Annotated in this window: 22 protein-coding genes and 4 tRNA genes; 12 read left to right on the top strand and 14 right to left on the bottom strand. The window is 68.4% G+C overall.

Features of this window, described 5'->3' with window-relative positions; all coding sequences use genetic code 11:
* Positions 1-6 precede the first annotated feature (6 nt).
* Positions 7-873: a phosphatidylinositol mannoside acyltransferase gene (locus FDA38_RS17300; RefSeq protein ID WP_137255034.1), complete on the bottom strand. Its 867-nt coding sequence runs from the start codon at positions 871-873 to the stop codon at positions 7-9.
* Positions 874-875: 2 nt separating this feature from the next.
* Positions 876-1,541, bottom strand: coding sequence for a phosphatidylinositol phosphate synthase (gene pgsA / locus FDA38_RS17295; RefSeq protein WP_137255033.1), 666 nt, complete (start codon positions 1,539-1,541; stop codon positions 876-878).
* Between the two features lie 109 nt (positions 1,542-1,650).
* Between pgsA and FDA38_RS17290 the strand changes: the two genes are divergently transcribed.
* Positions 1,651-2,589, top strand: a complete 939-nt coding sequence (locus tag FDA38_RS17290) for a hypothetical protein (RefSeq protein WP_233714767.1) — start codon at positions 1,651-1,653, stop codon at positions 2,587-2,589.
* Between the two features lie 92 nt (positions 2,590-2,681).
* Positions 2,682-3,614, top strand: coding sequence for a hypothetical protein (locus FDA38_RS17285; protein ID WP_137255032.1), 933 nt, complete (start codon positions 2,682-2,684; stop codon positions 3,612-3,614).
* Here the strand turns inward: FDA38_RS17285 and FDA38_RS17280 are convergent.
* Together FDA38_RS17280 and thrS are read right to left on the bottom strand one after the other, a co-directional pair.
* Positions 3,611-4,183: an HIT family protein gene (locus tag FDA38_RS17280; protein ID WP_137255031.1), complete on the bottom strand. Its 573-nt coding sequence runs from the start codon at positions 4,181-4,183 to the stop codon at positions 3,611-3,613. The genes FDA38_RS17285 and FDA38_RS17280 overlap by 4 nt on opposite strands.
* Positions 4,180-6,201: a threonine--tRNA ligase gene (thrS, locus tag FDA38_RS17275; RefSeq protein WP_137255030.1), complete on the bottom strand. Its 2,022-nt coding sequence runs from the start codon at positions 6,199-6,201 to the stop codon at positions 4,180-4,182. The genes FDA38_RS17280 and thrS overlap by 4 nt, the downstream gene beginning before the upstream one ends.
* A 178-nt stretch (positions 6,202-6,379) precedes the next feature.
* Between thrS and FDA38_RS17270 the strand changes: the two genes are divergently transcribed.
* Genes FDA38_RS17270 through FDA38_RS17260 form a run of 3 tightly spaced genes read left to right on the top strand, consistent with a single transcriptional unit; the run spans position 6,380 to position 8,675 of the window.
* Entirely contained in the window at positions 6,380-7,291 is a 912-nt protein-coding gene (locus FDA38_RS17270; RefSeq protein ID WP_137255029.1) for an ATP-binding cassette domain-containing protein, read from the top strand.
* Positions 7,288-7,935, top strand: a complete 648-nt coding sequence (locus FDA38_RS17265) for a DedA family protein (RefSeq protein ID WP_137255028.1) — start codon at positions 7,288-7,290, stop codon at positions 7,933-7,935. The genes FDA38_RS17270 and FDA38_RS17265 overlap by 4 nt, the downstream gene beginning before the upstream one ends.
* A complete protein-coding gene (locus FDA38_RS17260; RefSeq protein ID WP_137255027.1) occupies positions 7,932-8,675 on the top strand; it encodes an ABC transporter permease in 744 nt (247 codons plus the stop codon). The genes FDA38_RS17265 and FDA38_RS17260 overlap by 4 nt, the downstream gene beginning before the upstream one ends.
* Here FDA38_RS17260 and FDA38_RS17255 read toward each other — a convergent pair.
* Positions 8,634-9,296, bottom strand: coding sequence for an FMN-dependent NADH-azoreductase (locus FDA38_RS17255; protein WP_170989760.1), 663 nt, complete (start codon positions 9,294-9,296; stop codon positions 8,634-8,636). The two genes, FDA38_RS17260 and FDA38_RS17255, sit on opposite strands and share 42 nt — an antisense overlap.
* A 44-nt stretch (positions 9,297-9,340) precedes the next feature.
* Between FDA38_RS17255 and FDA38_RS17250 the strand changes: the two genes are divergently transcribed.
* A complete protein-coding gene (locus FDA38_RS17250) occupies positions 9,341-10,222 on the top strand; it encodes a sigma-70 family RNA polymerase sigma factor (protein ID WP_137255025.1) in 882 nt (293 codons plus the stop codon).
* Here the strand turns inward: FDA38_RS17250 and FDA38_RS17245 are convergent.
* From FDA38_RS17245 to FDA38_RS17230, 4 genes are all read right to left on the bottom strand, one after another.
* Positions 10,206-11,759: a MinD/ParA family ATP-binding protein gene (locus FDA38_RS17245; RefSeq protein ID WP_137255024.1), complete on the bottom strand. Its 1,554-nt coding sequence runs from the start codon at positions 11,757-11,759 to the stop codon at positions 10,206-10,208. The genes FDA38_RS17250 and FDA38_RS17245 overlap by 17 nt on opposite strands.
* 144 nt (positions 11,760-11,903) lie before the next feature.
* Entirely contained in the window at positions 11,904-12,569 is a 666-nt protein-coding gene (locus tag FDA38_RS17240) for a response regulator transcription factor (protein ID WP_137255023.1), read from the bottom strand.
* Positions 12,566-14,119 (bottom strand): sensor histidine kinase, encoded by a 1,554-nt coding sequence (locus FDA38_RS17235; protein WP_137255022.1) that lies wholly within the window; start codon positions 14,117-14,119, stop codon positions 12,566-12,568. Before FDA38_RS17235 ends, FDA38_RS17240 begins: the two co-directional genes overlap by 4 nt.
* Before the next feature lie 34 nt (positions 14,120-14,153).
* Positions 14,154-15,236 carry a GntR family transcriptional regulator gene (locus tag FDA38_RS17230; RefSeq protein WP_137255021.1) on the bottom strand — a complete coding sequence of 361 codons (1,083 nt, stop codon included), beginning with the start codon at positions 15,234-15,236 and terminating at the stop codon, positions 14,154-14,156.
* Positions 15,237-15,315: 79 nt separating this feature from the next.
* Between FDA38_RS17230 and FDA38_RS17225 the strand changes: the two genes are divergently transcribed.
* From FDA38_RS17225 to FDA38_RS17215, 3 genes are read left to right on the top strand one after another with little or no spacing between them, the layout of a single operon-like run.
* The gene (locus tag FDA38_RS17225) at positions 15,316-16,038 is read left to right on the top strand and encodes an SDR family NAD(P)-dependent oxidoreductase (protein WP_137255020.1); all 723 of its coding nucleotides are present in this window, start codon (positions 15,316-15,318) and stop codon (positions 16,036-16,038) included.
* Positions 16,039-16,050: 12 nt separating this feature from the next.
* Positions 16,051-17,502: an ArnT family glycosyltransferase gene (locus tag FDA38_RS17220; RefSeq protein WP_137255019.1), complete on the top strand. Its 1,452-nt coding sequence runs from the start codon at positions 16,051-16,053 to the stop codon at positions 17,500-17,502.
* A complete protein-coding gene (locus FDA38_RS17215) occupies positions 17,502-18,101 on the top strand; it encodes a formylglycine-generating enzyme family protein (RefSeq protein ID WP_137255018.1) in 600 nt (199 codons plus the stop codon). Before FDA38_RS17220 ends, FDA38_RS17215 begins: the two co-directional genes overlap by 1 nt.
* On the opposite strand, the gene FDA38_RS17210 is transcribed toward FDA38_RS17215, so the two are convergent.
* From FDA38_RS17210 to FDA38_RS17195, 4 genes are all read right to left on the bottom strand, one after another.
* Complete coding sequence (locus FDA38_RS17210; RefSeq protein ID WP_267901750.1) at positions 18,091-18,993, bottom strand: zinc-binding dehydrogenase; 903 nt, start codon at positions 18,991-18,993, stop codon at positions 18,091-18,093. The genes FDA38_RS17215 and FDA38_RS17210 overlap by 11 nt on opposite strands.
* Before the next feature lie 397 nt (positions 18,994-19,390).
* Positions 19,391-19,462: transfer RNA gene (locus tag FDA38_RS17205), tRNA-Val, on the bottom strand.
* Between the two features lie 31 nt (positions 19,463-19,493).
* A tRNA-Cys gene (locus FDA38_RS17200) sits at positions 19,494-19,564 on the bottom strand.
* Positions 19,565-19,625: 61 nt separating this feature from the next.
* Positions 19,626-19,698 (bottom strand) — tRNA-Gly (locus FDA38_RS17195).
* A gap of 166 nt (positions 19,699-19,864) precedes the next feature.
* Here FDA38_RS17195 and FDA38_RS17190 point away from each other — a divergent pair.
* Positions 19,865-20,677 (top strand): aminotransferase class IV, encoded by an 813-nt coding sequence (locus tag FDA38_RS17190; protein WP_137255017.1) that lies wholly within the window; start codon positions 19,865-19,867, stop codon positions 20,675-20,677.
* Between the two features lie 44 nt (positions 20,678-20,721).
* On the opposite strand, the gene FDA38_RS17185 is transcribed toward FDA38_RS17190, so the two are convergent.
* A complete protein-coding gene (locus FDA38_RS17185) occupies positions 20,722-21,282 on the bottom strand; it encodes a CGNR zinc finger domain-containing protein (RefSeq protein WP_137255016.1) in 561 nt (186 codons plus the stop codon).
* A gap of 130 nt (positions 21,283-21,412) precedes the next feature.
* On the opposite strand from FDA38_RS17185, the gene FDA38_RS17180 reads away from it, so the two are divergent.
* Positions 21,413-21,484: transfer RNA gene (locus FDA38_RS17180), tRNA-Val, on the top strand.
* Positions 21,485-21,564: 80 nt separating this feature from the next.
* Positions 21,565-22,404 carry a helix-turn-helix domain-containing protein gene (locus FDA38_RS17175; protein WP_137255015.1) on the top strand — a complete coding sequence of 280 codons (840 nt, stop codon included), beginning with the start codon at positions 21,565-21,567 and terminating at the stop codon, positions 22,402-22,404.
* The last annotated feature ends 37 nt before the right edge of the window (positions 22,405-22,441 follow it).

Genomic DNA, 22,441 nt, shown 5'->3' with positions numbered 1-22,441 from the left:
TTGTTGCTAGTTCAGGAAAATCCTCTGCAGCATGTGCCAGTCCTGCGGGTGAGCGGCGATGCCGATCGCGAACGCGTCCGCGCAGCGCTGAGTCATCGCGGCTGCGCCGTCGTCGGGCTCGATGGCGTCGTGGAACGTGATGACGAGGTCCGGGCCGTCGTAGTGCAGCGTCGCCGGGATCAGCGGGGCGCCGGTCTTCAGGCTGAGCGCGGCCGGGCCGACGGGCATCCGTGATTGGCGGCCGAAGAAGGTGACCGGGATGCCGCGCTCGGACAGGTCGCGGTCGGCGACCAGGCAGACGAAACCGCCTGCGCGCAGGCGGTCCGCGAGTACGGCGGTCACGTCGTCGTCACCGCCGGTCAGCGGGAGGACCTCCATGCCCAACTTCTTGCGGTACGCGATGAAGCGGTCGAACAACGACTCAGGCTTGAGCCGCTCGGCGACGGTCGAGACCGGCATCCCGGTCAGGCCGGCCCAGGCGCCGGCGTGGTCGTAGTTCGCCAGGTGCGGGAGCGCGCAGATGACGCCGCGGCCGGCCGCGTGTGCATCGCGGAGCAGCTTCTCGTTGACCGTACGGACGGTGTCGACGATCTCCTCGTCCGACCACTCCGACAGGCGGAACGTCTCCTGCCAGTACCGCAGGTACGAACGCATTCCGGCGAGGACGAGCGCGTCCAGCTCGGCCTCGGTTGCCTCCGGGCGTACGACGGCGAGGTTGCCGCGCAGGCGCCGTACGCCGCGGCCGTTACGGCGGACCGTGCGGTCGGCGGCCTGCCGGAACAGCCAGGTGACCGTGCGTTCGGGCAGGCGCCGTACCAGGGTCCAGGCGAGCGCGAAGGCCAGGTCGATCGCCCGCTGCCGCAGACCGTCCATCGTCAGTCGTTCTTGGGCTCCGCCGGGGGCGGCGGGGTGTCCAGGCCGGCGTTCGCCGGGTCGGCCAGGACCTGCTTACGGACCGAGAGCGACCGCTGTACGACGGTGATCGTGCTCGCGGCGGCGACGTACCAGATCACGATCTCCAGCAGGATCGGCAGGTTGAACACGTCCGAGAAGAACGCCAGGATCAGCGTGAACACCAGCCGGTCGGCGCGCTCGGCCAGCCCGCCGCTGGCCTTCAGGCCGAGGCTCTCCGCCTTCGCCCGGGCGTACGACGTGACCGCGCCCATCACCAGCGCCCACAGCGTCACGGCCGCCATCAGCGTCGAGTTGCCGGCCCGCGAGTTCGCGTAGAACATCACCAGGCCGCCGTAGATCGCGCCGTCGGCGATCCGGTCCAGGGTCGAGTCGAGGAACGAGCCCCACTTCGACGACGTACCCGAGGTCCGGGCCATGAAGCCGTCGATCAGGTCGGAGAACACGAAGCAGGTGATCACGACCACGCCCAGCCACAGGTGGCCGCGCGGGAAGAAGATCAGCGCACCGGCCGACACCCCGATGGTGCCCACCAGCGTGACCGCGTCGGCGCTCACGCCGAGCTTGAGCAGGAGGGTGGCGATCGGTGTGATCACCTTGGTCCAGAACTGCCGGAATCTGTTAAGCATGGCAGCGCGATCGTAGTCGAGAAGCATCACCTTCCGGTGACATGCCACCCGATTCCACCTGCAGAAGACCTGGAATCGCGCGATGCTGGAGCCAGGTGAGGAGGTGTGCATGCGTCTGCTCGTGGTCGCGGTTGTGCTGGTGGCGAGCGGCTGTACGGTCGCCCAGCGCGCCGACGACTCACAGCCGGCGCCGACACCCCCGACCGCGGTCGTGCCCACCGTCATCGCTCCCCCGCAACCCGAGGGCCTCGACGGTACGGCGGGAGCGGCCGGACCGCAGGTCTGTACGGCGATCACCCGCACGCTGGCCGCCAAGCTCCGGGTCCCGGTCACCGCGAAGCCGAACTCCTGGAACGACGGCGGCCTGCCCGCGATGGACCTGTGCACGCTGATGCTCGAGGACCGGGCCGTGACGGTCGGCGTGAGCGCGCTGCCCAGCCAGACCGACACGGTCAGCCGGCTGATGGACGGGGCGGGCGCCCTCAAGGCGCTGCCGGAGCTCGGGCCGGACGCGTTCATCGCCGATTCGCGACTGGTGTTCCATACGGGTGACCGCGCGGTGCGGGTCACGCCGGCGGGCGGGATCGACCGCAGCAACGCGGACGGTATCGACCGGGCCAAGGCGGTTGCGATCGCACTGGCCGTGCGGGACGCCGTACCGAAGAACCTCCGGCCGGCCCGGCAGTCGGACTCGACGTGTCAGCTGTCGACTCCGGAGGCGGAGCGGTTCGTCCAGCTGCATGTCCAGTTGCGGCGCGACTACCGGGTGAAGGGTGCGCTGACGTGCATCTGGGGGACGTTCGACGCGACCGTGTCGATCGTCGAGGCGTTCGACCAGGCGACGATCCCGGAGTCCCAACGCGTACCGCCGCCTCGATTCGCCCCGCTCGGCCAGCCCGGATACTACATTCCCGAGGCGGGTGAGCTCGTGTTCCGGCAGGGCCGGCGCGTGGTCCGCGTGTCTGCGCTGACCAACCCGCCGCGCGAGGTGACGCTCGACGCACTGACCAACATCGTCGACCCGATGCTCCCGCTGTTCCTGCGCTGAGAACTTTCCGGTCCAGTCCAGCGTCCCATTCCCAAGGGGGTGGTAGCAATGCACACCCAACTCAGGTACGGCGGGTTGAACTGGGGGAAGTCATGAGGAGATGGTTCAAGTACGGCGGGGTTCTTTCCGCCGGGGCTCTCGTCGCCGGGATGCTGGCGAGCGGGACGGCGGCAGCGCAGCCGAGCAGGGTCGGCAGCACGCCGAGTGAATGTCTGCTGAATCTGGGCTCGGTGACTGCCGGCGGGGATCACCGGATGCAGACCATCCAGGCCGAAGGCGCTGTCGCCGACGACCGGATCGTTGCCAAGGACATCTATCCGGACGGGCAGGTCCGGCTGAGCGCGACGGTCCGGTACGGGCCGGCCGAGGTCGGCGGGATGGCTCATCAGGGTCCGGTGATCATGGGGTCGACGATGTACGACACCAGCTACCTGACGGCGGACGGTACCGGGGCGGTCTCGCAGAAGCGGGTCACGCGGGTCGGGCCGGGCTGGCAGGTGTACCGCAGTCTGGACCGGTCGACGTACGTCACCGCCACCAAGCAGCGGGACACGGAGTACTCGCTGCACACCGACGGCACGCTCTATCGCCGGAACGTCACCTACAAGGACGGGGTGCCGAGCCGGCAGATCACCGGGTGGCAGTCCGGCTACAAGGGCGTGAAGGCGATGACGCTGATCAGCCAGACGGCGACGTACGACACGTTCCTGATGACGCTGACGTCCGGCAAGCTCTACACGGCGCGGCTGCCGCTGGCCGGCGGGCACATCATCCCGGGGGTCGTGAAGCAGGTGCGCGGCTCGACCTGGCAAGGGTTCGAATCGCTGGTAGCGGCGGCGTGCGGGAACGGCGTCCTGCTCCTCGGCATCGACAAGGACACCAGGTCCGCGTACCTGTATTCAATTGGTCACGCCAACGGTGCGGCAACGACGATCAGGATGATCCGCAAGGTGCCCGGGACCTTCGCCGACCCGGTCTACTTCCACTGGCAGTTGTTCAGCGGTGAGCGGCTGGCCGGCGACTAGGGCCAGGATTTGGCGAGTAGGGCTCTGGTGTCGGCCAGGAGTTGTGGGAGGACCTTGGTGCCGGCGATCACGGGCATGAAGTTCATGTCGCCGGACCATCTCGGGACCACGTGCTGGTGCAGGTGCGCGGCGATGCCTGCGCCGGCGCTCTCGCCCTGGTTCATGCCGATGTTGAAGCCTTGGGCGCCCGACACCGTGCGGACCGCCTGCATGGCCTGGCGGGTCAGCTCGGCGACGTCGGTGACCTCGGCGGCGGTCAGCTCGGTGTAGTCGGCAACGTGCCGGTAGGGCACCACCATCAGGTGGCCCGGGTTGTACGGGTACAGATTGAGTACGGCGTACGCCGCGTCGCCGCGGTGCACGATCAGCGCGTCGGCGTCGGGCAGGCTGGGCAGCCGGCAGAACGGGCAGCCCGAGCCGGCCTCCGAACTCGTCGGCTTGTTCTCGCCCTCGATGTAGGCCATCCGATGCGGCGTCCACAGCCGCATGAACTCGTCCGGCTCCCCGACCCCGTCCTGCCGCACCAGCTCCTCCGGCTGGTACGGCGAGTCCGGGAGGTCCGGTGTCATACCTGGACGCGCTTCTTGACGGCCTCGACGATCTCGGCCACGGCGTCGGCGATCGGTACCCCGTTCTTCTGCTCGCCGTCGCGGTAGCGGAAGGAGACCGAGCCGGCCGCCATGTCGTCGTCGCCGGCGATCAGCATGTACGGCACCTTGGACTTCTGCGCGTTGCGGATCTTCTTCTGCATCCGGTCGTCGGACGCGTCGATCTCGACCCGGATGCCCTCCGCCTTCAGCTGCTTGGCGACCTCGAACAGGTAGTCGACATGCCCGTCGGTGATCGGGATGCCGATGACCTGGACCGGGGCGAGCCACGGAGGGAACGCGCCGGCGTAGTGCTCGGTCAGGACCGCGACGAACCGCTCGATCGAGCCGAACAGCGCCCGGTGGATCATCACCGGCCGCTGCCGCGAACCGTCCGGAGCCGTGTACTCCAGCTCGAACCGCTCGGGCAGGTTGAAGTCCAGCTGGATCGTCGACATCTGCCAGGTCCGGCCGATCGCGTCCTTGGCCTGGACCGAGATCTTCGGGCCGTAGAACGCCGCGCCGCCCGGGTCCGGGACCAGCTCGAGACCGGAGCCCTCGGCAACTTCCCGGAGCGTCTCGGTGGCCTCCTCCCAGACCTCGTCGGAGCCGACGAACTTGTCCGGGTTCTTGGTGGAGAGCTCGAGGTAGAAGTCGTCCAGGCCGTAGTCGGCGAGCAGCCCGAGCACGAATGTCAGCAGGTTGCGCAGCTCGTCACGCATCTGCTCACGGGTGCAGTAGATGTGCGCGTCGTCCTGGGTGAACCCGCGGGCGCGGGTCATGCCGTGCACGACGCCGGACTTCTCCAGCCGGTAGACCGTGCCGAACTCGAACAGCCGCAGCGGCAGCTCGCGGTACGACCGGCCGCGGGCCGCGAAGATCAGGTTGTGCATCGGGCAGTTCATCGGCTTCAGGTAGTAGTCCTGGCCCTGCTTGCGGATCTGCCCGTCCGCGCCGCGCTCCTCGTCCAGGTGCATGGGCGGGTACATGCCATCGGCGTACCAGTCGAGGTGGCCGGAGGTCTCGAACAGCTGCGCCTTGGTGATATGCGGCGAGTAGACGAACTCGTAGTCGTCCTCGACGTGCCGCTGGCGGGAGTAGTCCTCCATCACCTTCCGCAGCACGCCGCCCTTGGGGTGGAAGACCGCGAGGCCCGAGCCGATCTCGTCCGGGAAGCTGAACAGGTCGAGCTCCGTGCCGAGCTTGCGGTGGTCGCGCTTGGCGGCCTCCTCCAGCCGGTTCAGGTAGGCCTTCAGCTCGTCGCGGGACTCCCACGCCGTGCCGTAGATGCGCTGGAGCTGCGGGTTCTTCTCGCTCCCCCGCCAGTACGCCGCCGCCGTCCGCATCAGCTTGAAGTTGCCCAGGTATCCGGTCGCGGGGACGTGCGGGCCGCGGCACAGGTCCTTCCAGGCGACGCTGTCGTCGCGCCGGACGTTGTCGTAGATCGTCAGCTCGCCGCCGCCGACCTCGACGCTTGCTCCCTCGGCAGCGTCGGCCGCGGAGCCCTTGATGCCGATCAGCTCGAGCTTGTACGGCTCGCTCGCGAGCTCCTCGCGGGCGTCGTCGTCAGTGACCACCCGGCGGCTGAACCGCTGCCGCTCCTTGATGATCTGCTGCATCTTCTTCTCGAGCTTGGTCAGGTCCTCCGGCGTGAACGGCGTCGGGACGTCGAAGTCGTAGTAGAACCCGTTCTCCACCGGCGGGCCGATGCCGAGCTTGGCGTCCGGGAACAGGTCCTGCACCGCCTGCGCGAGGACATGTGCGGTCGAGTGCCGGATGATCGCGCGGCCGTCCTCGGAGGCTGCCTTGACCGGCTCGATCTGGTCGCCGTCGGCGACGACCCGGGACAGGTCGCGCAGCTCACCGTTGACGCGGGCGGCGATGGCGGAGCGGTCCTGCCCGAAGATCTCGGCGAACAGCTCCCCGATCGTCGTCGTCTCGGTCACACTCCGCTCAGCCTCGCCCTCGACGCCGACCAGATGGACCTTGACTTCCGACACGGTGCACTCCTTAGATGCGGGTTCCCGGCCGATTGCCGGTCACGCCACAGATGGTATCGACATCGCGACACCGACCCGACGGCGTATCCACAGGCCCGCCGTACCTGACGAAAGTCGGGGGTCTGGCCAGCCGTTGGTCCGATGTGCCCAGGGTGCCCGGATTCGTAGTTTCGACAGCGTGATCACCCTTGAAGGACTCACCAAGACCTACGGCGACACCCGTGCCGTGGACTCGCTCGACCTCACCGTCTCCCCCGGCCGGGTGACCGGCTTCCTCGGCCCGAACGGCGCCGGCAAGTCAACCACGATGCGGATGATCCTCGGCCTCGACGCTCCGACCGAGGGCGTCGCGCACGTCGACGGCCGGCCGTACGCCGATTGGCCCGCGCCGCTGACCAAAGTCGGCGCCCTGCTCGACGCCAAGGCGCTGCACCCGCGGCGGACCGCGCGCAACCACCTGATCGCGATGGCGCGCAGCAACGGCATCCCGGTGAGCCGCGTCGACGCCGTACTGTCGACCGTCGGCCTGGACCCGGTCACCCGGAAGCGGGCCGGTCAGTTCTCGCTCGGGATGGGCCAGCGCCTCGGGATCGCCGGCGCGCTGCTCGGGGATCCCGAGGTGCTGATGTTCGACGAGCCGGTGAACGGTCTCGACCCGGATGGCGTCCGCTGGGTCCGCGAGCTGATGCGCTCGCTCGCGGCCGAGGGCCGGACGGTTTTCGTCTCCAGCCACCTGATGAGCGAGATGCAGCTGACTGCCGACCAGCTGGTCGTGATCGGGCGCGGCCGGCTGATCGCCGACGCGCCGGTCGCGGAGGTGATCGCGGGCTCGTCCCGCAGTACGGTCGCCGTCCGCGTCCCCGATCGGCAGCACTACGCGGTACTGCGGGAGCGGCTGACGGCTGAGGCCGAGCGGGTGGAGTCCGTCGACGACCGGCTGATCGTGACCGGCGTACCGGCCGAGCGGATCGGCGATCTCGCGCACGAGCTCGACATACGGCTCCACGAGCTGCACACCGAGCGGGCATCCCTCGAGGAGGCGTACATGGAGCTGACCGCCGACAGTGTCGAGTACGGGGTGGCCTCGTGAGCGACGCCATCCTGCACTTCGCCGGCGAGCTGATGTCATCCTGGTGGATCTACCTGGCGCTGTGGGGCTTTGCGGCGCTGGACGGCTTCTTCCCGGCGATCCCGAGCGAGACGCTGGTCGTTACGGCCGGCGTGTTCGCCGCGTCGAGCGGTGAGCCCAACCTGTACGCCGTGATCGTGGTCGCGGCGGTCGGCGCCTTCATCGGCGACCACGTCTCGTACGCCCTCGGCCGCGGCGCCGGAGGGCGGCTCCTCGACCGGGTGAAGCCGGGGACCAAGCGGCATGCCGCAGTGCTTTGGGCTCGGCGCTCACTGGCCGAGCGAGGCGGACTGGTCCTCGTGGTCGCCCGCTATGTCCCCGGCGGCCGTACTGCGGTCACCCTGACCATGGGCTCGGTCCGCTACCCGCTCCGGAGCTTCACCCCATTCGCGGCTCTCGCTGCGATCAGCTGGGGCGCGTACTGCACGTTGGTCGGCTTCATCGGCGGCAAGGCGTTCGAGGACAACCCGCTCAAGGGCGTCGTACTCGGGATCGGACTGGCACTCCTGGTGACGCTGATCGTCGAGCTGGTCCGGCACCGGCTGCGCAAGCGAAAGCCTCAAGCTCAAGTAGACCCTCAACCAGTGGAAGCAGGCAGGCGATGAACGCGGTCCGGTCGGAGTGGACGAAGCTGTGGACGGTCCGGTCGAGCTGGCTCAATATCGTGGCGGCTGTCCTGCTGACCGCACTGCTCGGGGTGCAGTACGGCTTCAGCCTCGCGTACGACAACTCCCATCGCGCGCAGGCCGAGTCGCAGCCGGTCGGCGAGTTCGGCGCCTCGGTGATCCTGATCGTGCAGGTGGTCGTGGCCGCCTTCGCACTGCTCAGCGTGACGTCCGAGTACGCGACCGGCAGCATCCGCTCGACCCTGCACTGGACCCCGGTACGGCGGAACGTCGTACTCGCGAAGGCGGTCGTGCTGGCGCCTGTCCTGTTCTGCTACGGACTCCTGCTGGCTGCGATCGCCTCAGTGACAGGAGGTCTGGCCGCGGGCTCCTGGGCCGAGTGGGACCCGAGTGGACTCGTTGCCGACCTGCTGTCGGTCGCCTTCTATGCGACCGTGGCCGGTCTGTTCGCCGCCGGCATCGCCTGGGTGGTCCGCAGTACGGCGGGAACGCTGACGGCTGCCTTCCTGCTGCTCCTCGTCGTCCCGCTGATGCTCGGCCAGAGCTCGTTGCGCGCACTGGTCTGGATCGCGGCGCTGCTGCCAGGTGGTGCCGGCCAGAACTACCTGACCGGCACCACTGACCCGCTGTCCCCCACCCTGAGCGCACTCGTCCTGCTCCTGTGGGCTGTGGGCGGCCTAGCCCTGGGCAGCCGCGTACTGACCCGCCGCGACGCATGAGACGGCCTCAGCCAGGGACCGCTCCGCCAGCCCACGCAGGTGCGCGAGGTGCGGGACGAGCCCGGCCAGGCTGAGCTCGGCGGTGATGAACCGGATGTTGTCGTCGCGGACGCCGTAGTTGGTGAAGTACGCGCGCAGGTAAGGCACCTCGTAATCCCAGCCCTCCCGCGGCGTCCCCGGGCCGTAGGCGCCGCCGCGGCTGGTGATCACCACTACCTCTGTGTCGCCCAGGGCCAACGCACCGGGGAAGGTGATGCGGTCGATCCAAGTCTTGAGCGCGGCCGGCAGCGAGAAGTTGTACAGCGGCGCCCCGATCAGGATGGTGCTGCTCGCGATCACCTCGTTGATCAGCGGCTCGGTCAGGGCCCAGGCATCGGCTTCTGCGTCGTTCTCGATCAGAGCACCGACCAGGTCGAGCGGTACGACGCCCTCCCGCTCTGAGCGTCGACCGAGTTGGCAGTACGCCGTGTCGATGGGCGGCACCGGGTCCGCGGCGAGGTCGCGGTACCGATACTCGGTCGAGCCGTGGATGGACCGCCATCGGTCCGCGAAGAGTGCGGTCAGCCTCCGCGTCACCGACTCGTCGGAGCGATTGGCGCTGGAATCCAGATGCAACAGCATGGTCACCTTCGTTGTCTCGTGGTCGTCAGACTGGGTGACGGCGGGTGGCGCGGAAAGGTGACCAGGTGGACGGGCTGACCGAGGCCTTCGAGGCGGAGCGCGGCAAGCTGGAGGCAGTGGCGTACCGGCTGCTGGGCTCGCACAGTGAGGCCGAGGACGCGGTGCAGGAGGCCTGGATCCGGCTCGACCGCACGGACGGCATCGACAATCTGGGCGGCTGGCTCCGCACTGTGGTGACACGGATCTGCTTGGACATGCTGCGCGGCCGCAAGGCCCCGCCGGAGGATCCCGACGAGTTGGAGCAGTTGCCAGCGGTACGCCGTACGCCCGAGGACGAGGCACTGGTCGCGGACTCGGTCAGCCGGGCGCTGCTCGTCGTACTGGACACGTTGGAGCCGGCGGAGCGGATCGCGTTCGTGCTGCACGACATGTTCGCCGTACCGTTCGCGCAGATCGCACCGCTCGTCGAGCGGAACCCGGTCGCGACGAAGAAGCTGGCCAGCCGGGCTCGGCAGAAGGTGCAGGGCACGCCAGCGGTACCGGCTGCTGAGCTGGCCAGGCAGCGCCGCGTGGTGTCGGCATTCCTCGACGCTGCTCGAGCCGGTGACCTACCAGCGATCCTGGACGTGCTGGACCCGGATGTCGTCCGCCGGGTCGACACCGCAGCACTGGCGCCCGGCATGGCCGCCGAACTGCGTGGAGCACGCGCGGTCGCCGAAGGTACTGCGGCCCTGTCAGGCCGGTCTCAGCTGGCCGAACTCGCCCTGGTCAACGGCGAGGTCGGCGTCGTGCTCGCGCCAGGGGGCAAGCTCTTCCTCGCCATCACCTTCACCAGCGAGGCGGACCGGATCACGTCGTACGACGTGGTTGCCGATCCGGACCGCCTCGGCGGGTTGAGTATTGCTGTGCTCAGCGCGGAGCGTTGAGCGCGATCGTCACCTGTTCCGATACCCGGGCCGCGAGCTCGAGCGCAGCGCGGCGGGTGGCCGGCTGCAGGGCGGAGTGGTCCATCGGGCCTTCGGCCGCGATGTGCATGTCGGTCGGGATGTCGATGACTGCAGCTGCGCGCGACTCGAAGTACGGGCGGAGCTGCTTCTCGACCTCCTTGTTGACGTCGCCGGGGCCGTTCGACACCGCGATCACGGCCCGGCGGATCAGCCGCTGCGCCTCGGGACCCTGGTTGTCGAGCTCCTCGAGCATCTGCACGGCAGCGGCGCAGGACAGGCTCTTCCACTTGATCGGGATGACGAGGGCGTCGGCCGCCTTCATCGCCTCACGCCAGTTGCTGGAGCCCTCGTTGTTCCCGGTGTCGATCACGAGCACCTTGTAGAACCGGCTTAGCAACCGGTGGATCAGGTCGAAGTCGTTCGCCTCGATCTGCGCGTACGTCGTGGTCGCCGACGTCAGCACGTCGTACTGACCCGACACCTGGTGCCGCAGGTACGCCGCGACGTCGCCGAGCCGGGCGTCCGGCTGGGTCAGCATCGGCATCGCCTGCAGCATGTCGGTCACGGTGGACCGGGAGTTCGTGTCGTGGGTGCGCAGGTGCATGTTGCCGCGCAGCTCGTTGTTGTCCCACGCGACCACACCGCCGCCACGGGCCTGGCCGAGCGCACCGGACAAAAGGAGCGTGGTCGGCGTCTTGCCGGAGCCGCCCTTCGGGTTGGCCACGACGATCGTCACCGGACGCCGGAACGCCGTCGCGGCGGTCGCACGCGCAATCCGCTCGGAGCGCTCCGAGCTGCCCGGACGCAGCTTCAGCATGCTGCGGACACCACGCTCGGCCGGAGCCTCCCGCGGCAGCGGCAGGGCCTGGATCAGGTCGTCCGTGCGGAACGAGAGGTTCTGCGGCGGCTGCTGGGGCTGCTGGCCGGGGATGCCCTGCGGGAAGAAGTGCTGCGCCGCCGGGGACAGCGGCTGACCACCCTGACCACCCTGACCACCCGGACCACGCTGCGGCGCAGGCTGAGCCGGCTGACCGGGCTGGGGCTGCCCAGGCGCCCCGGAACCCGAACCGTGGAAGGAGGAACCGCCGAAGACCGGGCTGTTCGGGCCTGCCGGGGACTGCTCCGGGCTCTCGGCGGACTGCTCGGTCGCGTCGGTTGCCGGCGACTCGTGGACAGGCTCCTCGTCGAACTCCTCCGGCTGCGTCCACGACGCCGCGGCGGACTCGGCGACCGGCTGCGTCCAGGACGGGGCCGGCGGGGTCGGCTGTGCCGGCTGTGTCGGCTGTGTCCATGGCGCGGGCTGGTCGACGGGCTCGTCGGCGGCCGGTGTGGACCACGTGTCGGCAGGGAACTCCTGGGACAGAGCGTCGGGCTGCTGCTCGTCCTTCTCCTCGGCCGTCTCGGTGTCGTTAGGGTCCGGCTGGGTCCAGGAGGGGGTCGGCTGCCACATTCTCCGGACCTCGGCCGCCGCCGCTTCCCGGTCCTTGTGCTGTCCGGAGTTGTGCGAGTCGGTCACGACCTGGATCCCCGATTCTGTGAGGGGGCGGTGGCCCCTGGAGGCTGCTGGGTGGTCCGGAGGGTGAGGGCTCCGGGAGGCACCACTATCCCATGACCCGGTGTCCTCACAACGTCACCACCCGGAGCGTTCACGTGACCGAGGTCAGGAGGTGACCAGTCCGGCCTCGTGGGCCACGATCGCAGCCTGCACCCGGTTCTTCACACCGAGCCGCAGCAGTACTGCGCTGACATAGGCCTTCACCGTCCCCTCGACCAGGTACAGCCGAGCCGCGATCTCGGCGTTCGACAGCCCCGCACCGACCAGTCCGAGTACGTCGAGCTCCCGCGGACTCAGTACGGCGACCTGCTCCTTGGCAGCCGCCGCCCGCGCCATCGCGCCTCCACCGGACCCGGCGCTCAGCTCGGCGATCACCCGCTGCGCGACCTTGGGAGACAGGTAGGCAGCGCCGTCGGCCACGGCCTTCAGTCCGGCGATGAGCTCGCGGGGGTCCCCCGACTTCAGCAGGAACCCACTCGCTCCGTCGCCGAGTGCACGGGCGATGTAGGCATCTTCCGAGAAGGTCGTGAGGATGACGACGGCAGTCTCCGGCACGGTCTTCCGGATCTCTGCGCCCGCAGCCAGTCCGTCCATCCGTGGCATCCGGATGTCCAGTACGGCGACGTCCGGCCGATGACGGCGTACCGCGTCGACGGCCTCGACGCCGTCGGCTGCCTCGGCAACTACCTCGATCTCGTCGTCGGTCCCGAGGATCGCACGGACTCCGGCCCGCACCATCGCCTCGTCGTCGGCGAGCATCACCCTGATCATCCGTTGGCCTCCGGGGTTGGTGCGACCGAGCCGCTCTGGACGACTGCTTTGGCGACCAGTGCGCCGTCGGCGAAGCACAGGCGGTAGACGTAGTTGCTGGAGAACGGAGCCGCCGGCCGGTAGTACTGGCAGCTCCACCCAGCAGGTGGGTCGTATCCCTCGATCGGCGCGTCGATCATCTGCATCCGCGGCAGGACCTTCGCCACATCAGCCTCGGACTGGCCGATGGAGAGTTCGTCGTACTGCGCGGGTCGCAGGATCGCGCTGTAACCCGCGACGAGGTAGTAGCCAAGGGCAACCGCACCTACTACTGCACCGAGCAGCAGCGGTGCGGCAATGGCGGTGATCAGTCCGCGCTGTGCACTCCGTCGGACCGTGGCTCGCTCGACCGCAGCTGTCGGCGGCTCCGGTCGGCCGCCGGCTCGGGGCATGGTCGCAGTGACTGCAAACCCACCTGCTTGCGGACCGGCCGTCAGCGATCCACCGGCAAGGCGGACTCGCTCCCGCAGACCGTCCAGTCCTCGCCCGCCGGACGGTGCGGCCACCGGTCTGACGGGTCCGGTGTCTACGACCTGCACGCGTACGTCCTGCTCTTGTGTGCTGACGCTTACTGTCACGGATGCGCCGGGTGCGTGCTTGCTCGCGTTCGTCAACGATTCCTGGACCACGCGGTGCACTGCGCGGTCCACCATCGGCGCCAGCTCGCCGTCGACGTCCTCGGTCAGCTGGACCGCCAGTCCGGAAGCTGCAGCGCGCTCCACCAATGCCTGCACGGTTTCGTCGTGCGGCATCGTCGGTGCGTCCTGGTCACGCAGTACGCCGACGATCTCGCCCAGCCGCTCCGTCGCAGTGGCTGCTGACTCCCGCAACTCCCCCGCGGCCCGCCGGTGCTCCTCCGGCAGCGATGGGTCGAGCTCGAGCGCCGCAGCGCGCAGGGCGATCAGGCTGAGCTCGTGGCCGACCGAGTCGTGCATGTCCTCGGCGATCCGCGACCGTTCGCGCAGCCGCTCCTGGTCGATCTCCATCTGCTGCTCGCGCTCGATCCGCTCGGCCCGCTCCCAGCCGGCCGTCGCCAGCAACGCCTGCTGCGCGCGGTACCGCCCGATCAACCAGGGCAGTGCGACGAGCAGCAGAGCCAGCAGGAGCATCAACAGCCAGGTCAGAACCGCTTCGGTGGCCTGCGCACCCCGGCGTACGGTCAGAGCGAGGATGAGCATCCCGAGCAGCGACCAGCTGCACAGCAGGACGAAGTGCTTGAGCTGTGTCTCGCGCCGCCCGGCCAGGTAGCTCAGCAGGCTGATCGCCGGTACGAGCGCGATCTGGATGCCGTTCGTCGTACCGAGCGCCAACGCCAGGATGACGATCTCTGTCCACGCCACCACGGCCAACGCCGCGAGCGGCCACCTGCGCCGGCCGTAGACGGCAAACGCCAGTACGGCGATGCAGGCCGCCCGGAACCAGTACGGATCCTGCCGTGCGCCGCTCTCGGCGAGCACGAGGAAGCTCAGCGCGGCCCACAGACCCACGTCCCCCAGGCGCCGCCACTTCATGCCGTAGACGCTACACAGTCGCGCGAACGACGCCCTACTGCCGAAAGTCAGGTGCTGCCTCGACGATCTCGAACGGGACCAGCGACAGGTTCGGCACCTCTTCGCCGCGGAGCTGGGCGAGCAGGAGGTCGACGGCACGACGTCCCATCTCGGTCTGGTTCTGCCGGATATGCAGGTACGGCGGTCCGCCGATGGAGTCCCCTGGCGAGTCGAAACACGCGACGACCCGGTCGCCCAGGATCCGGTCGACCATGCGGGCCAGGTTGTACTCGCAGGCGAAGTACGCCGTCACCTGAGGCATGCGGTCGCGGAACGCGCGGATCACGTCCAGATCCGCGCGCACGCTTTCAGTCGTCGTCGAACCGGGCAGCGTGCTGCGGAGGTCGGTCAGTTCGTACGCGTGCCCGCGGCCGGTGAACGCCGCGCGAAAGCCGTCCAGACGGTCCTCGATGGAGGAGGTGTTCACGGGCGGTGGTGACACGAAAGCAATGTGTTCATGGCCCTGGTCGAGCAGACGGGTGGTGAGCGCCCTGGCAGCTGCCACATTGTCCGTGTGTACGGCGGCCACCGGGATGCCGGCCAGATGCCGATCCACGAGGACCACGGGGAACCCGTCGAGGACCTGCCGGAGCAGGCTGGCGTTGTAGAAGTCGCCGTGCACCGGGAACACGATCAGGCCGTCTACGGTGGCTACGAGCGAGTCGACCGCCTTCTCCTCGTCGGACTGGCGCCCATGGGTACGCCGTACGACGAGGTGGGCGTTGTACTCCGCGCAGCGCTCCTCGATCGCGTTGAGCAGGTCGAGCCCGTACGCCTCGGACATGTCCGGGACGATGAGCGCGATCGAACGGGCCTCCCGCCGCGGGGTCGGACGCAGCGGGACGGTCAGATCGGTGAGGTCGGGCAGTCGCCGTACGACGAAGGTGCCCTTGCCGCGGATCCGCTCGACCAGACCGGCCTCACGCAGTACCTCCAGGGCGCGCTTGGAGGTGATCCGGCTGACCCCGAACTGGGCCGCGAGCTCCATCTCCGACGGCACCCGGTCCCCCGGCCTCAGAGCGCCGCGCCGGAGCTGCTCCAGGACGTGAGCGCAGATCCGCTCGTACAGCAGTGCCACCTGCGTGTCCCCTCGCCCGTTGTCTGGTTGACATATCCAATCATCCCGGACTGTCGGTGGGCGGTGGCAGCCTTCGGGCATGGACATCACCGGGAAGGTCGCAATAGTTACCGGAGCCGCGGTCGGCATCGGCCGCGCGATCGCCCAACGCCTCGCCGCGGCGGGCGCGTCGGTGGTGGTCGCGGACATCGACGCTTCTGGTGGCGAGCGTACGGCGGAGCTGATCGGGCCGTCGGCGCGGTTCGTGCAGGTGGACATGCGGGACGACGACGCGGTCGCCGAGCTGATGGCATGCCAACCGCAGATCCTCGTCAACAACGCGGGCGGTGGCGCCGTGCTCAGACCGTGCTTCCCGGAGGCGTCGGTCGAGCGGTGGACCGACTCGCTCCTGGTGAATCTCCGGGCACCGATGCTGACGACTCAGCTTGCTCTGCCGGGTATGCGGGCGGCTGGTGGCGGCGTCGTGGTGAACGTGGGATCGACTGCTGGGTTGGGATTCGGGCCGCACGTGTCACCGGAGTACAGCGCGGCCAAGGCAGCTCTGATCCGGCTGACGACGACGCTGGCGCCACTCGAAGGCGTGCGGGTGAACTGCGTCGTACCGGACTGGGTGGCGACCGAACGCGGCGTACGTGAGCGTGATGCGCTGCCGGTGGACGAGCGTGGGCCGGCGTTGGTGCCGCTCGAGGCAGTGACCGATGGCGTGATCCGTTTCGTCGAGGACGAGACCCTCGCCGGACGGGTGCTGCTGCTGAATCGCGGAGTCGATCCTGAATTGGTAGCGGGGACCCCCTCCGACTGACAACATGCCGCCATGAGTCGCCCTCCGGTCCACCCTTTCGCCGCGCGACCGGTGGTTGGCGTGGCGTTGCTCGTTGGTGTTGTGCTGACTGCGCTCTCGGGGCGGTACGGCTACCACCGCGACGAGCTGTACTTCATGGTCGCCGGTCGGCACCTCAGCTGGGGGTACATCGACCAGCCGCCGCTGACGCCTTTGATCGCGCGCATCTCGACGACGATCTTCGGCGACACCGTGATGGGTCTGCGGGTACTGTCGACGCTGAGCAGCGTCGCGACGATCATCGTCATCGCGCTCCTCGCGCGCGAGTTCGGCAGCGCTCGGCGCGGACAGGTGCTGGCCGCGATCTGCGCTGCCGTGTCCGGGTTCGTGCTCGGCGTCGGGCACATGGTGTCGACGGCGACGTACGACCTGCTTGCCTGGATGCTGATCGCGCTGTTCGCGGTGAAGCTGCTGCGCACGCGCGACGGCCGCTGGTGGCTGGCGCTCGGGCTGACGGCCGGGATCGCCTTGGAGAACAAGTACCTCGTGGTGCTTCCGGTCGGCGCGCTGCTCGTCTCCCTCCTGATCGTCGGACCGCGCAGCGTACTGCGTTCGTGGTGGCTGCTCGCGGGCGTCGCCGTGGCCGGGGTGGTCGCGCTGCCGAACGTGCTGTGGCAGTTCCAGCACGGCTGGCCCCAGCTCACCGTGGCCGGCGGGATCAGTGAGGACGACGGCACCGAGAACCGGATCATGTTCATCCCGCTGCAGATCCTGCAGCTGTCACCGTTCCTGGTACCGATCTGGATCGCCGGATTCCTTCGGCTGTGGCGGCACCTTCAATGGGCTCGCTCGATCGTGCTGGCCTATCCCGTCCTCTGTGTGGCAGTCCTGATCGCGGGCGGGAAGTCGTACTACGCGTTGCCGCTCCTGCTCGTCCTCGTCGCCGCCGGGGCCGAGCCGACGCTGCGATGGGTCGACCGGCATCGGATCCAGGCCGTCATCGGTCTGGTGCTCACGGCATTGACCTCGGCCCTCTTCACGTTGCCGCTCCTGCCCGCATCAGCTGCCGACTTCGTCATCCCGGTCAACAAGGAGCAAGGCGAACAGATCGGCTGGCCCGCCTTCACCGCCTCGGTCGCAACCGCGTGGGGACAGATCCCGCCCGCGGAGCGGTCGACGGCAACGATCTTCACCGGCAACTACGGCGAGGCCGGCGCGCTTCGACGGTACGGGCCGTCGCACGGCCTGCCCACGGCGTACTCCGGCCACATGAGCTTCGCCGACTGGGAACGCCCGCCGGACACGAACACCGGCCCCGTCCTCCTCGTCGGCATCGTGCCGACGCCGGAGTTCCGCGACTGCAGGCAGGTCGGAGCAATCGACTCGATCGTCTCGAACGACGAGGACGGCGCCACCCTGTTCATCTGCGAGTCACCCGCACAGCCGTGGTCCACCCTGTGGCCGAAGCTCCGCCGGTTCTACTGATGCTGGTTGAGGTTCCGGCCGGCGTCATCTTCCTTCGGGACGACCGCCTGGGCCGCCGCTGGCACGTCAACCTGCCCGCGTTCCGGCTGGCGCGTTATCCCGTGACAGTGAACGACGTACCGCTCACAGGTATCAGCTGGCACGATGCCGTTGCCCTATGCAACCAAATGTCGGTAGATGCCGGACTGCCCGTCGCCTACGAGATCTCCGGCTCAGCTGTCAGCTGCGATTGGACCTCTCCCGGGTATCGCCTGCCGACCGAGGCCGAGTGGCAATGGGCGTGTACGGCGGGCACACCGGCGTACCGCTATGGAGAGCTGGACGAGATCGCCTGGTACGCCGAGAACTCCGGCGGGCATGCGCATCCCGTCGGCGAGAAGGCGGCCAACGCGTGGGGCCTGCACGACATGCTCGGGAACGTCTGGGAGTGGTGCTGGGATCTGTACGACCCCGACACCTACGGCCCGTACCGCATCTTCCGCGGCGGCGGCTTCGACGACCCCGAACGCTCCGTCGGCTCGACCGTCCGCCGCCGATCGCACCCGACGTTCGCGATCGAGGACCTGGGCTTCCGCGTCGCGCAATCCGTCACGGCCTGAGCGCAAGCTTGCCCACCGTCACGCCGGCCTCAAGCTCGGCAAGCACCTTCGGCCCATCAGCCAGGTCGTAGACGGTCGGTGTGCCAGGCGGATACACACCCGCGTCGATCAGCCTGCCCAGCTCAGCCATCACGTCGGCAAACAGCTCCGGCGCCTGCTGGATGAACGTGGTGAGGTGATGCCCGATCACCTGCACCGGGTGCCTGAAGTTCAACTCCCAGTTACTGATCGAGGCCTCCCCCGCAGCAAGCCCGATCACGATGACCTTCCCCGTCACCCGACAAGCCAACTCCACACTCCGACGGAACGTTTCACCACCCACCGACTCCAGTACAACATCGACACTCCCCGAGGCCACCGCTGCCAGATCCGCGGTCTCGACCACCCGATCCGCACCAAGCCCCCGCACCACGTCGTGCTTGGAAGCAGACGCCGACGCAATAACCGTCGCCCCGTAGTACTTCGCGATCCGCACCGCAGCCTGCCCAACACCACCAGCAGCCGCATTGATCAACACCGTGTCACCAGCCTTCACCCGCCCCAGCGACCGAAGCGCACCAAGCGCCGTCGCCCAGTTCAACACCAACCCCAGCGCCTCCTCATCCCGCCACCCCACCGGCACAGGCACAAAATCCCCCATCACCATGTACTCCGCAAACGCCCCATCCCCCGTCCCCACAACGTGATCCCCCACCCCCACGCCGCTCACCCCACGCCCAACGGCAACAACCTCCCCAGCAGCCTCAAACCCAGCCAAATACGGCGCCACCGGCCCACCGTCATAAGTCCCCCGAGCCCGCATCACATCAGCAAAGTTCACCCCCGCAGCCCCCACCCGCACCAACACTTCCCCATCCCCCACCCCCGGCACCCCAACATCCACCAGCCGCATATCAGCCGCCCCACCCCACGACCCCTGCAACAAAGCCCGCATCACGCCACCCCTCCCATTATGTTCGACCATCACCGTACATCAGTTAGACGCCCATCGAACACAACCACAGACCAACCGCCCGAAACGCAACCCAAGCAGGTGAGCAACCGCCCAACCCAACCCAAGCGGTGAGCGAACTGCCGAACCCAACCCAAAGCCGGCGAGCGACCGGCAACCCACCCCAGGCCGGTGAGCGACCCACCCAACCCAGCCACGGAGCCGAGCGAAGCGAAGGCGCAAGGGGGTGCGGGTGGCGAAGCCCCCGCTCGCGGCAAGCGAAGCGCAGCCGCACAACACGACGAAGGCGAGGCGGTCAGCGCAGGAACTGCGCGACACACCTCGCCCATCGCCTTCGTGGACGATACTGGGATCGAACCAGTGACCTCTTCCGTGTCAGGGAAGCGCGCTACCGCTGCGCCAATCGTCCGAAAAATCCCCAGTTTGACCTGAGGTTCTCGAGGTGGAGACGGGATTCGAACCCGTGTACACGGCTTTGCAGGCCGTTGCCTCGCCTCTCGGCCACTCCACCACTGAGTAAGCTGGCATTGAGAAAGCTGGCACTGAGAAGTAGGCCCGCCGAACCCTCTCCGAGCGGACGACCGGGTTCGAACCGGCGACCTCAACCTTGGCAAGGTTGCGCTCTACCAACTGAGCTACGTCCGCAGTGCGACCGGGTTCGAGTGTCCCCCGGCGCGAAAAGAACATTAGCCCATCCCGGGCCGACTTCAAAAATCGGGGTCCGCCGGCAGGTCGACGTATCGTCATCGGCCGGTCACCTCGCAGTACCGGATCCCCTGCGCACTAAGGTGTTGCGCGGAAGGAGCACCACATGCGTATCTGGCTCAACGGCGCCTTGCTGGACGACGAGGCGACCGTGTCGCCGCTCGACCACGGGCTGACCACCGGTGACGGCGTCTTCGAGACGATCAAGATCGAGAACGGCCGCCCGTTCGCCGTACGACGGCATCTCGAGCGACTCGTTCGGTCCGCGGTCGGGCTCGGCCTGCCGACGCCGGATCTCGCGGCGATCGAGGCCGGTATCGAGGCCGTGGTCGAGCCCGGGATGCCGTTCGGGCGGCTGCGGATCACGTACACGGGTGGTGTCTCACCGTTGTCGTCCGATCGCGGTACGTCCGGGCCGACGATCCTGGTCGCGACGCAGGAGATCAAGCGCCCGTCCGCCACCTCCGCGATCGTCACGGTCCCGTGGATCCGCAACGAGCGCAGCGCGGTCGCCGGCCTGAAGACCACGTCGTACGCCGAGAACGTCCGCGCGCTCGCCTACGCGAAGCAACGCGGCGGCAGCGAAGCGATCTTCGCCAACACGATCGGCAACCTTGCCGAGGGCACCGGTTCGAACATCTTCTGCGTGTACGACGGTGAGCTCGTCACGCCGACACTGGAGTCCGGCGCGCTGGCGGGCGTCACGCGCGGCCTGGTCCTCGAATGGTTCGGCGGCGTCGAGCGCGACGTACCGCTCGAGCAGCTCTTCGAGGCCGAGGAGATCTTCCTCACATCCACGACTCGCGACATCCAGGGCATCCACCGCGTCGACGACCGCGAGCTGACCGCCCCGGGCACGATCACGGCGCAGGTGGCGAAGATCTTCGCCGACCGCTCGGCCGACGAACCCAACCCCTGACGACGTTGGGGAGGATCTTCGCAGATCCTCCCCAACTCAGTTCGTCACTCGCCGGATGCCTTGCGGCGCTCGCGGTAGGCGGCCACATGCAACCGGTTGCCGCAGGTGCGGGCGTCGCAGTACCGCTTGGAACGGTTCCGCGACAGGTCGATGAGGGCGTCGTCGCAATCCGGCGCCTCGCAGCGGCGGAGGCGTTCGCGTTCGCCGGCGGAGATCACCTGGGCAAGCGCGATCCCGCACTCCACCGTGATCCGGCACGCCAGCGACGCGCCGGCGCGGGAGTAGTGGATGTGCCACGGGTGCCCGTCGTGGTTGGTGAGCCGCGGAGTCGACGTACCGCGGGCGATGATCGCGTTGATCATCGTTGCCGCGGACGCGTCGGAATCCGTGGTGAACACCGGCGCGAACAACGGCCGCAGATCGCGAACCTCGGCCAGGTCCTTCTCCGTCAACGTGTCGACCGCGCTGAACTCCCGCTCCTGGACGAACTTCTCCAGTTCCTCGAGTGTCTCCAGCGAGTCGACCTGGCTGTTCGGTCCGGGCATGGTGTTGACGAGCCGGACCAGCGTCCCGAGCGCCTGCTCGGTGTCGTGCGAGAAAGTCACAATCACGTCTCCAACGCGACGGGATCTCCGTCCTGCAGCAAGAGTAGCCCGGCCCGATTAGATCGTCGCTGCAATGATGCGCTAAGGTTTCACCCGCACCACCCCACAAGAAACACCAGCACCATCATCCGGGCGATTGGCGCAGTGGTAGCGCGCTTCGTTCACACCGAAGAGGTCACTGGTTCGAACCCAGTATCGCCCACCCGGAATTAACTCAGGCCGGTCCCCATGGGACCGGCCTTTTGTATGGGCCACCGGCACTGGGTACGGGATGCTGTGGGGATGGAGTACGTGTCGAGAGTGCCGCGGGCGCCGCTGGACGGGCTGATCGACGACCTTTACTACCTGGAGGGTGTGCCGCCGTACGCCCGGCTCACGTTGCCGCCGATGCCGGGGGCGTTGCTCATCGTCAATCTCGGGGCGCCGTTCCGCATCCGTGCCGGCGCGGACATCGAGACGGCCGAGTACGTCGACGGGTGCGTGGTCACCATGCCCACGCGTGCGTTCGAGTTCGGCTACCCGGTTCCGACACGGTCCGTCGGCGTCCACGTAAAGGCGTGGGGACTGGCGCCGTTCCTGCCGATGCCGGCGGCCGAGCTGTGTGACCGGCCGGTGACGATCGAGCAGGTATGGGGCCGGGCAGCCGTTGCCGAGCTGCGAGACCGGCTGGCCGCGGCGGACGGACCGGACGAGATGCTGACGCTGCTCGAGGACGAGCTGATGCGACGGCTGTCCGAGACCGCCGGCCTGGGGCTGGTCAGCCAAACGAGCAGTCTCATCTGGGCGACCGGCGGGGCGGTGGCGATCGGCGACCTGAGCGCGGCAGCCGGTGTCAGCAGCACCCATCTGGCACAGCGGTTCAAGGAGCTCATCGGCGTCACGCCGAAGCGGCTGGCCCGGACCTGCCGCTTCGCCGCCACCGTGTTGTCGATCGATCCCGCCGGTCCGGTCGACTGGGGTGAACTGGCCGGTGGCGCCGGCTACTTCGACCAGGCCCACTTCGGCCACGAGTTCCGTACGTTCACCGGGCTCACGCCGACCCGGTACGTCGAAGTACGGCGGCGGTTCCTGCGCGAACATCCCGGCCACGCGCTGGAGGGGTGGCCGCTGCCGGCCGATTGATTTCTTACAAGAACGACAGCTCACGACACGCTAATTT

Origin of the sequence: Kribbella jiaozuonensis (genome assembly GCF_005233875.1) — a bacterium.
Classification (GTDB): domain Bacteria; phylum Actinomycetota; class Actinomycetes; order Propionibacteriales; family Kribbellaceae; genus Kribbella; species Kribbella jiaozuonensis.
The sequence above is the reverse complement of the archived record's forward strand: the minus strand, read 5'-3'. Positions and strand labels throughout refer to the sequence as shown.

Coding starts and splice junctions, on each gene's coding strand:
- FDA38_RS17300 (WP_137255034.1), bottom strand. CDS start 873: ATGGACGGTCTGCGGCAGCGGGCGATCGACCTGGCCTTCGCGCTCGCC.
- pgsA (WP_137255033.1), bottom strand. CDS start 1,541: ATGCTTAACAGATTCCGGCAGTTCTGGACCAAGGTGATCACACCGATC.
- FDA38_RS17290 (WP_233714767.1), top strand. CDS start 1,651: ATGCGTCTGCTCGTGGTCGCGGTTGTGCTGGTGGCGAGCGGCTGTACG.
- FDA38_RS17285 (WP_137255032.1), top strand. CDS start 2,682: ATGAGGAGATGGTTCAAGTACGGCGGGGTTCTTTCCGCCGGGGCTCTC.
- FDA38_RS17280 (WP_137255031.1), bottom strand. CDS start 4,183: ATGACACCGGACCTCCCGGACTCGCCGTACCAGCCGGAGGAGCTGGTG.
- FDA38_RS17260 (WP_137255027.1), top strand. CDS start 7,932: ATGAACGCGGTCCGGTCGGAGTGGACGAAGCTGTGGACGGTCCGGTCG.
- FDA38_RS17255 (WP_170989760.1), bottom strand. CDS start 9,296: ATGCTGTTGCATCTGGATTCCAGCGCCAATCGCTCCGACGAGTCGGTG.
- FDA38_RS17240 (WP_137255023.1), bottom strand. CDS start 12,569: ATGATCAGGGTGATGCTCGCCGACGACGAGGCGATGGTGCGGGCCGGA.
- FDA38_RS17235 (WP_137255022.1), bottom strand. CDS start 14,119: ATGAAGTGGCGGCGCCTGGGGGACGTGGGTCTGTGGGCCGCGCTGAGC.
- FDA38_RS17225 (WP_137255020.1), top strand. CDS start 15,316: ATGGACATCACCGGGAAGGTCGCAATAGTTACCGGAGCCGCGGTCGGC.
- FDA38_RS17220 (WP_137255019.1), top strand. CDS start 16,051: ATGAGTCGCCCTCCGGTCCACCCTTTCGCCGCGCGACCGGTGGTTGGC.
- FDA38_RS17215 (WP_137255018.1), top strand. CDS start 17,502: ATGCTGGTTGAGGTTCCGGCCGGCGTCATCTTCCTTCGGGACGACCGC.
- FDA38_RS17210 (WP_267901750.1), bottom strand. CDS start 18,993: ATGCGGCTGGTGGATGTTGGGGTGCCGGGGGTGGGGGATGGGGAAGTG.
- FDA38_RS17190 (WP_137255017.1), top strand. CDS start 19,865: ATGCGTATCTGGCTCAACGGCGCCTTGCTGGACGACGAGGCGACCGTG.
- FDA38_RS17175 (WP_137255015.1), top strand. CDS start 21,565: ATGGAGTACGTGTCGAGAGTGCCGCGGGCGCCGCTGGACGGGCTGATC.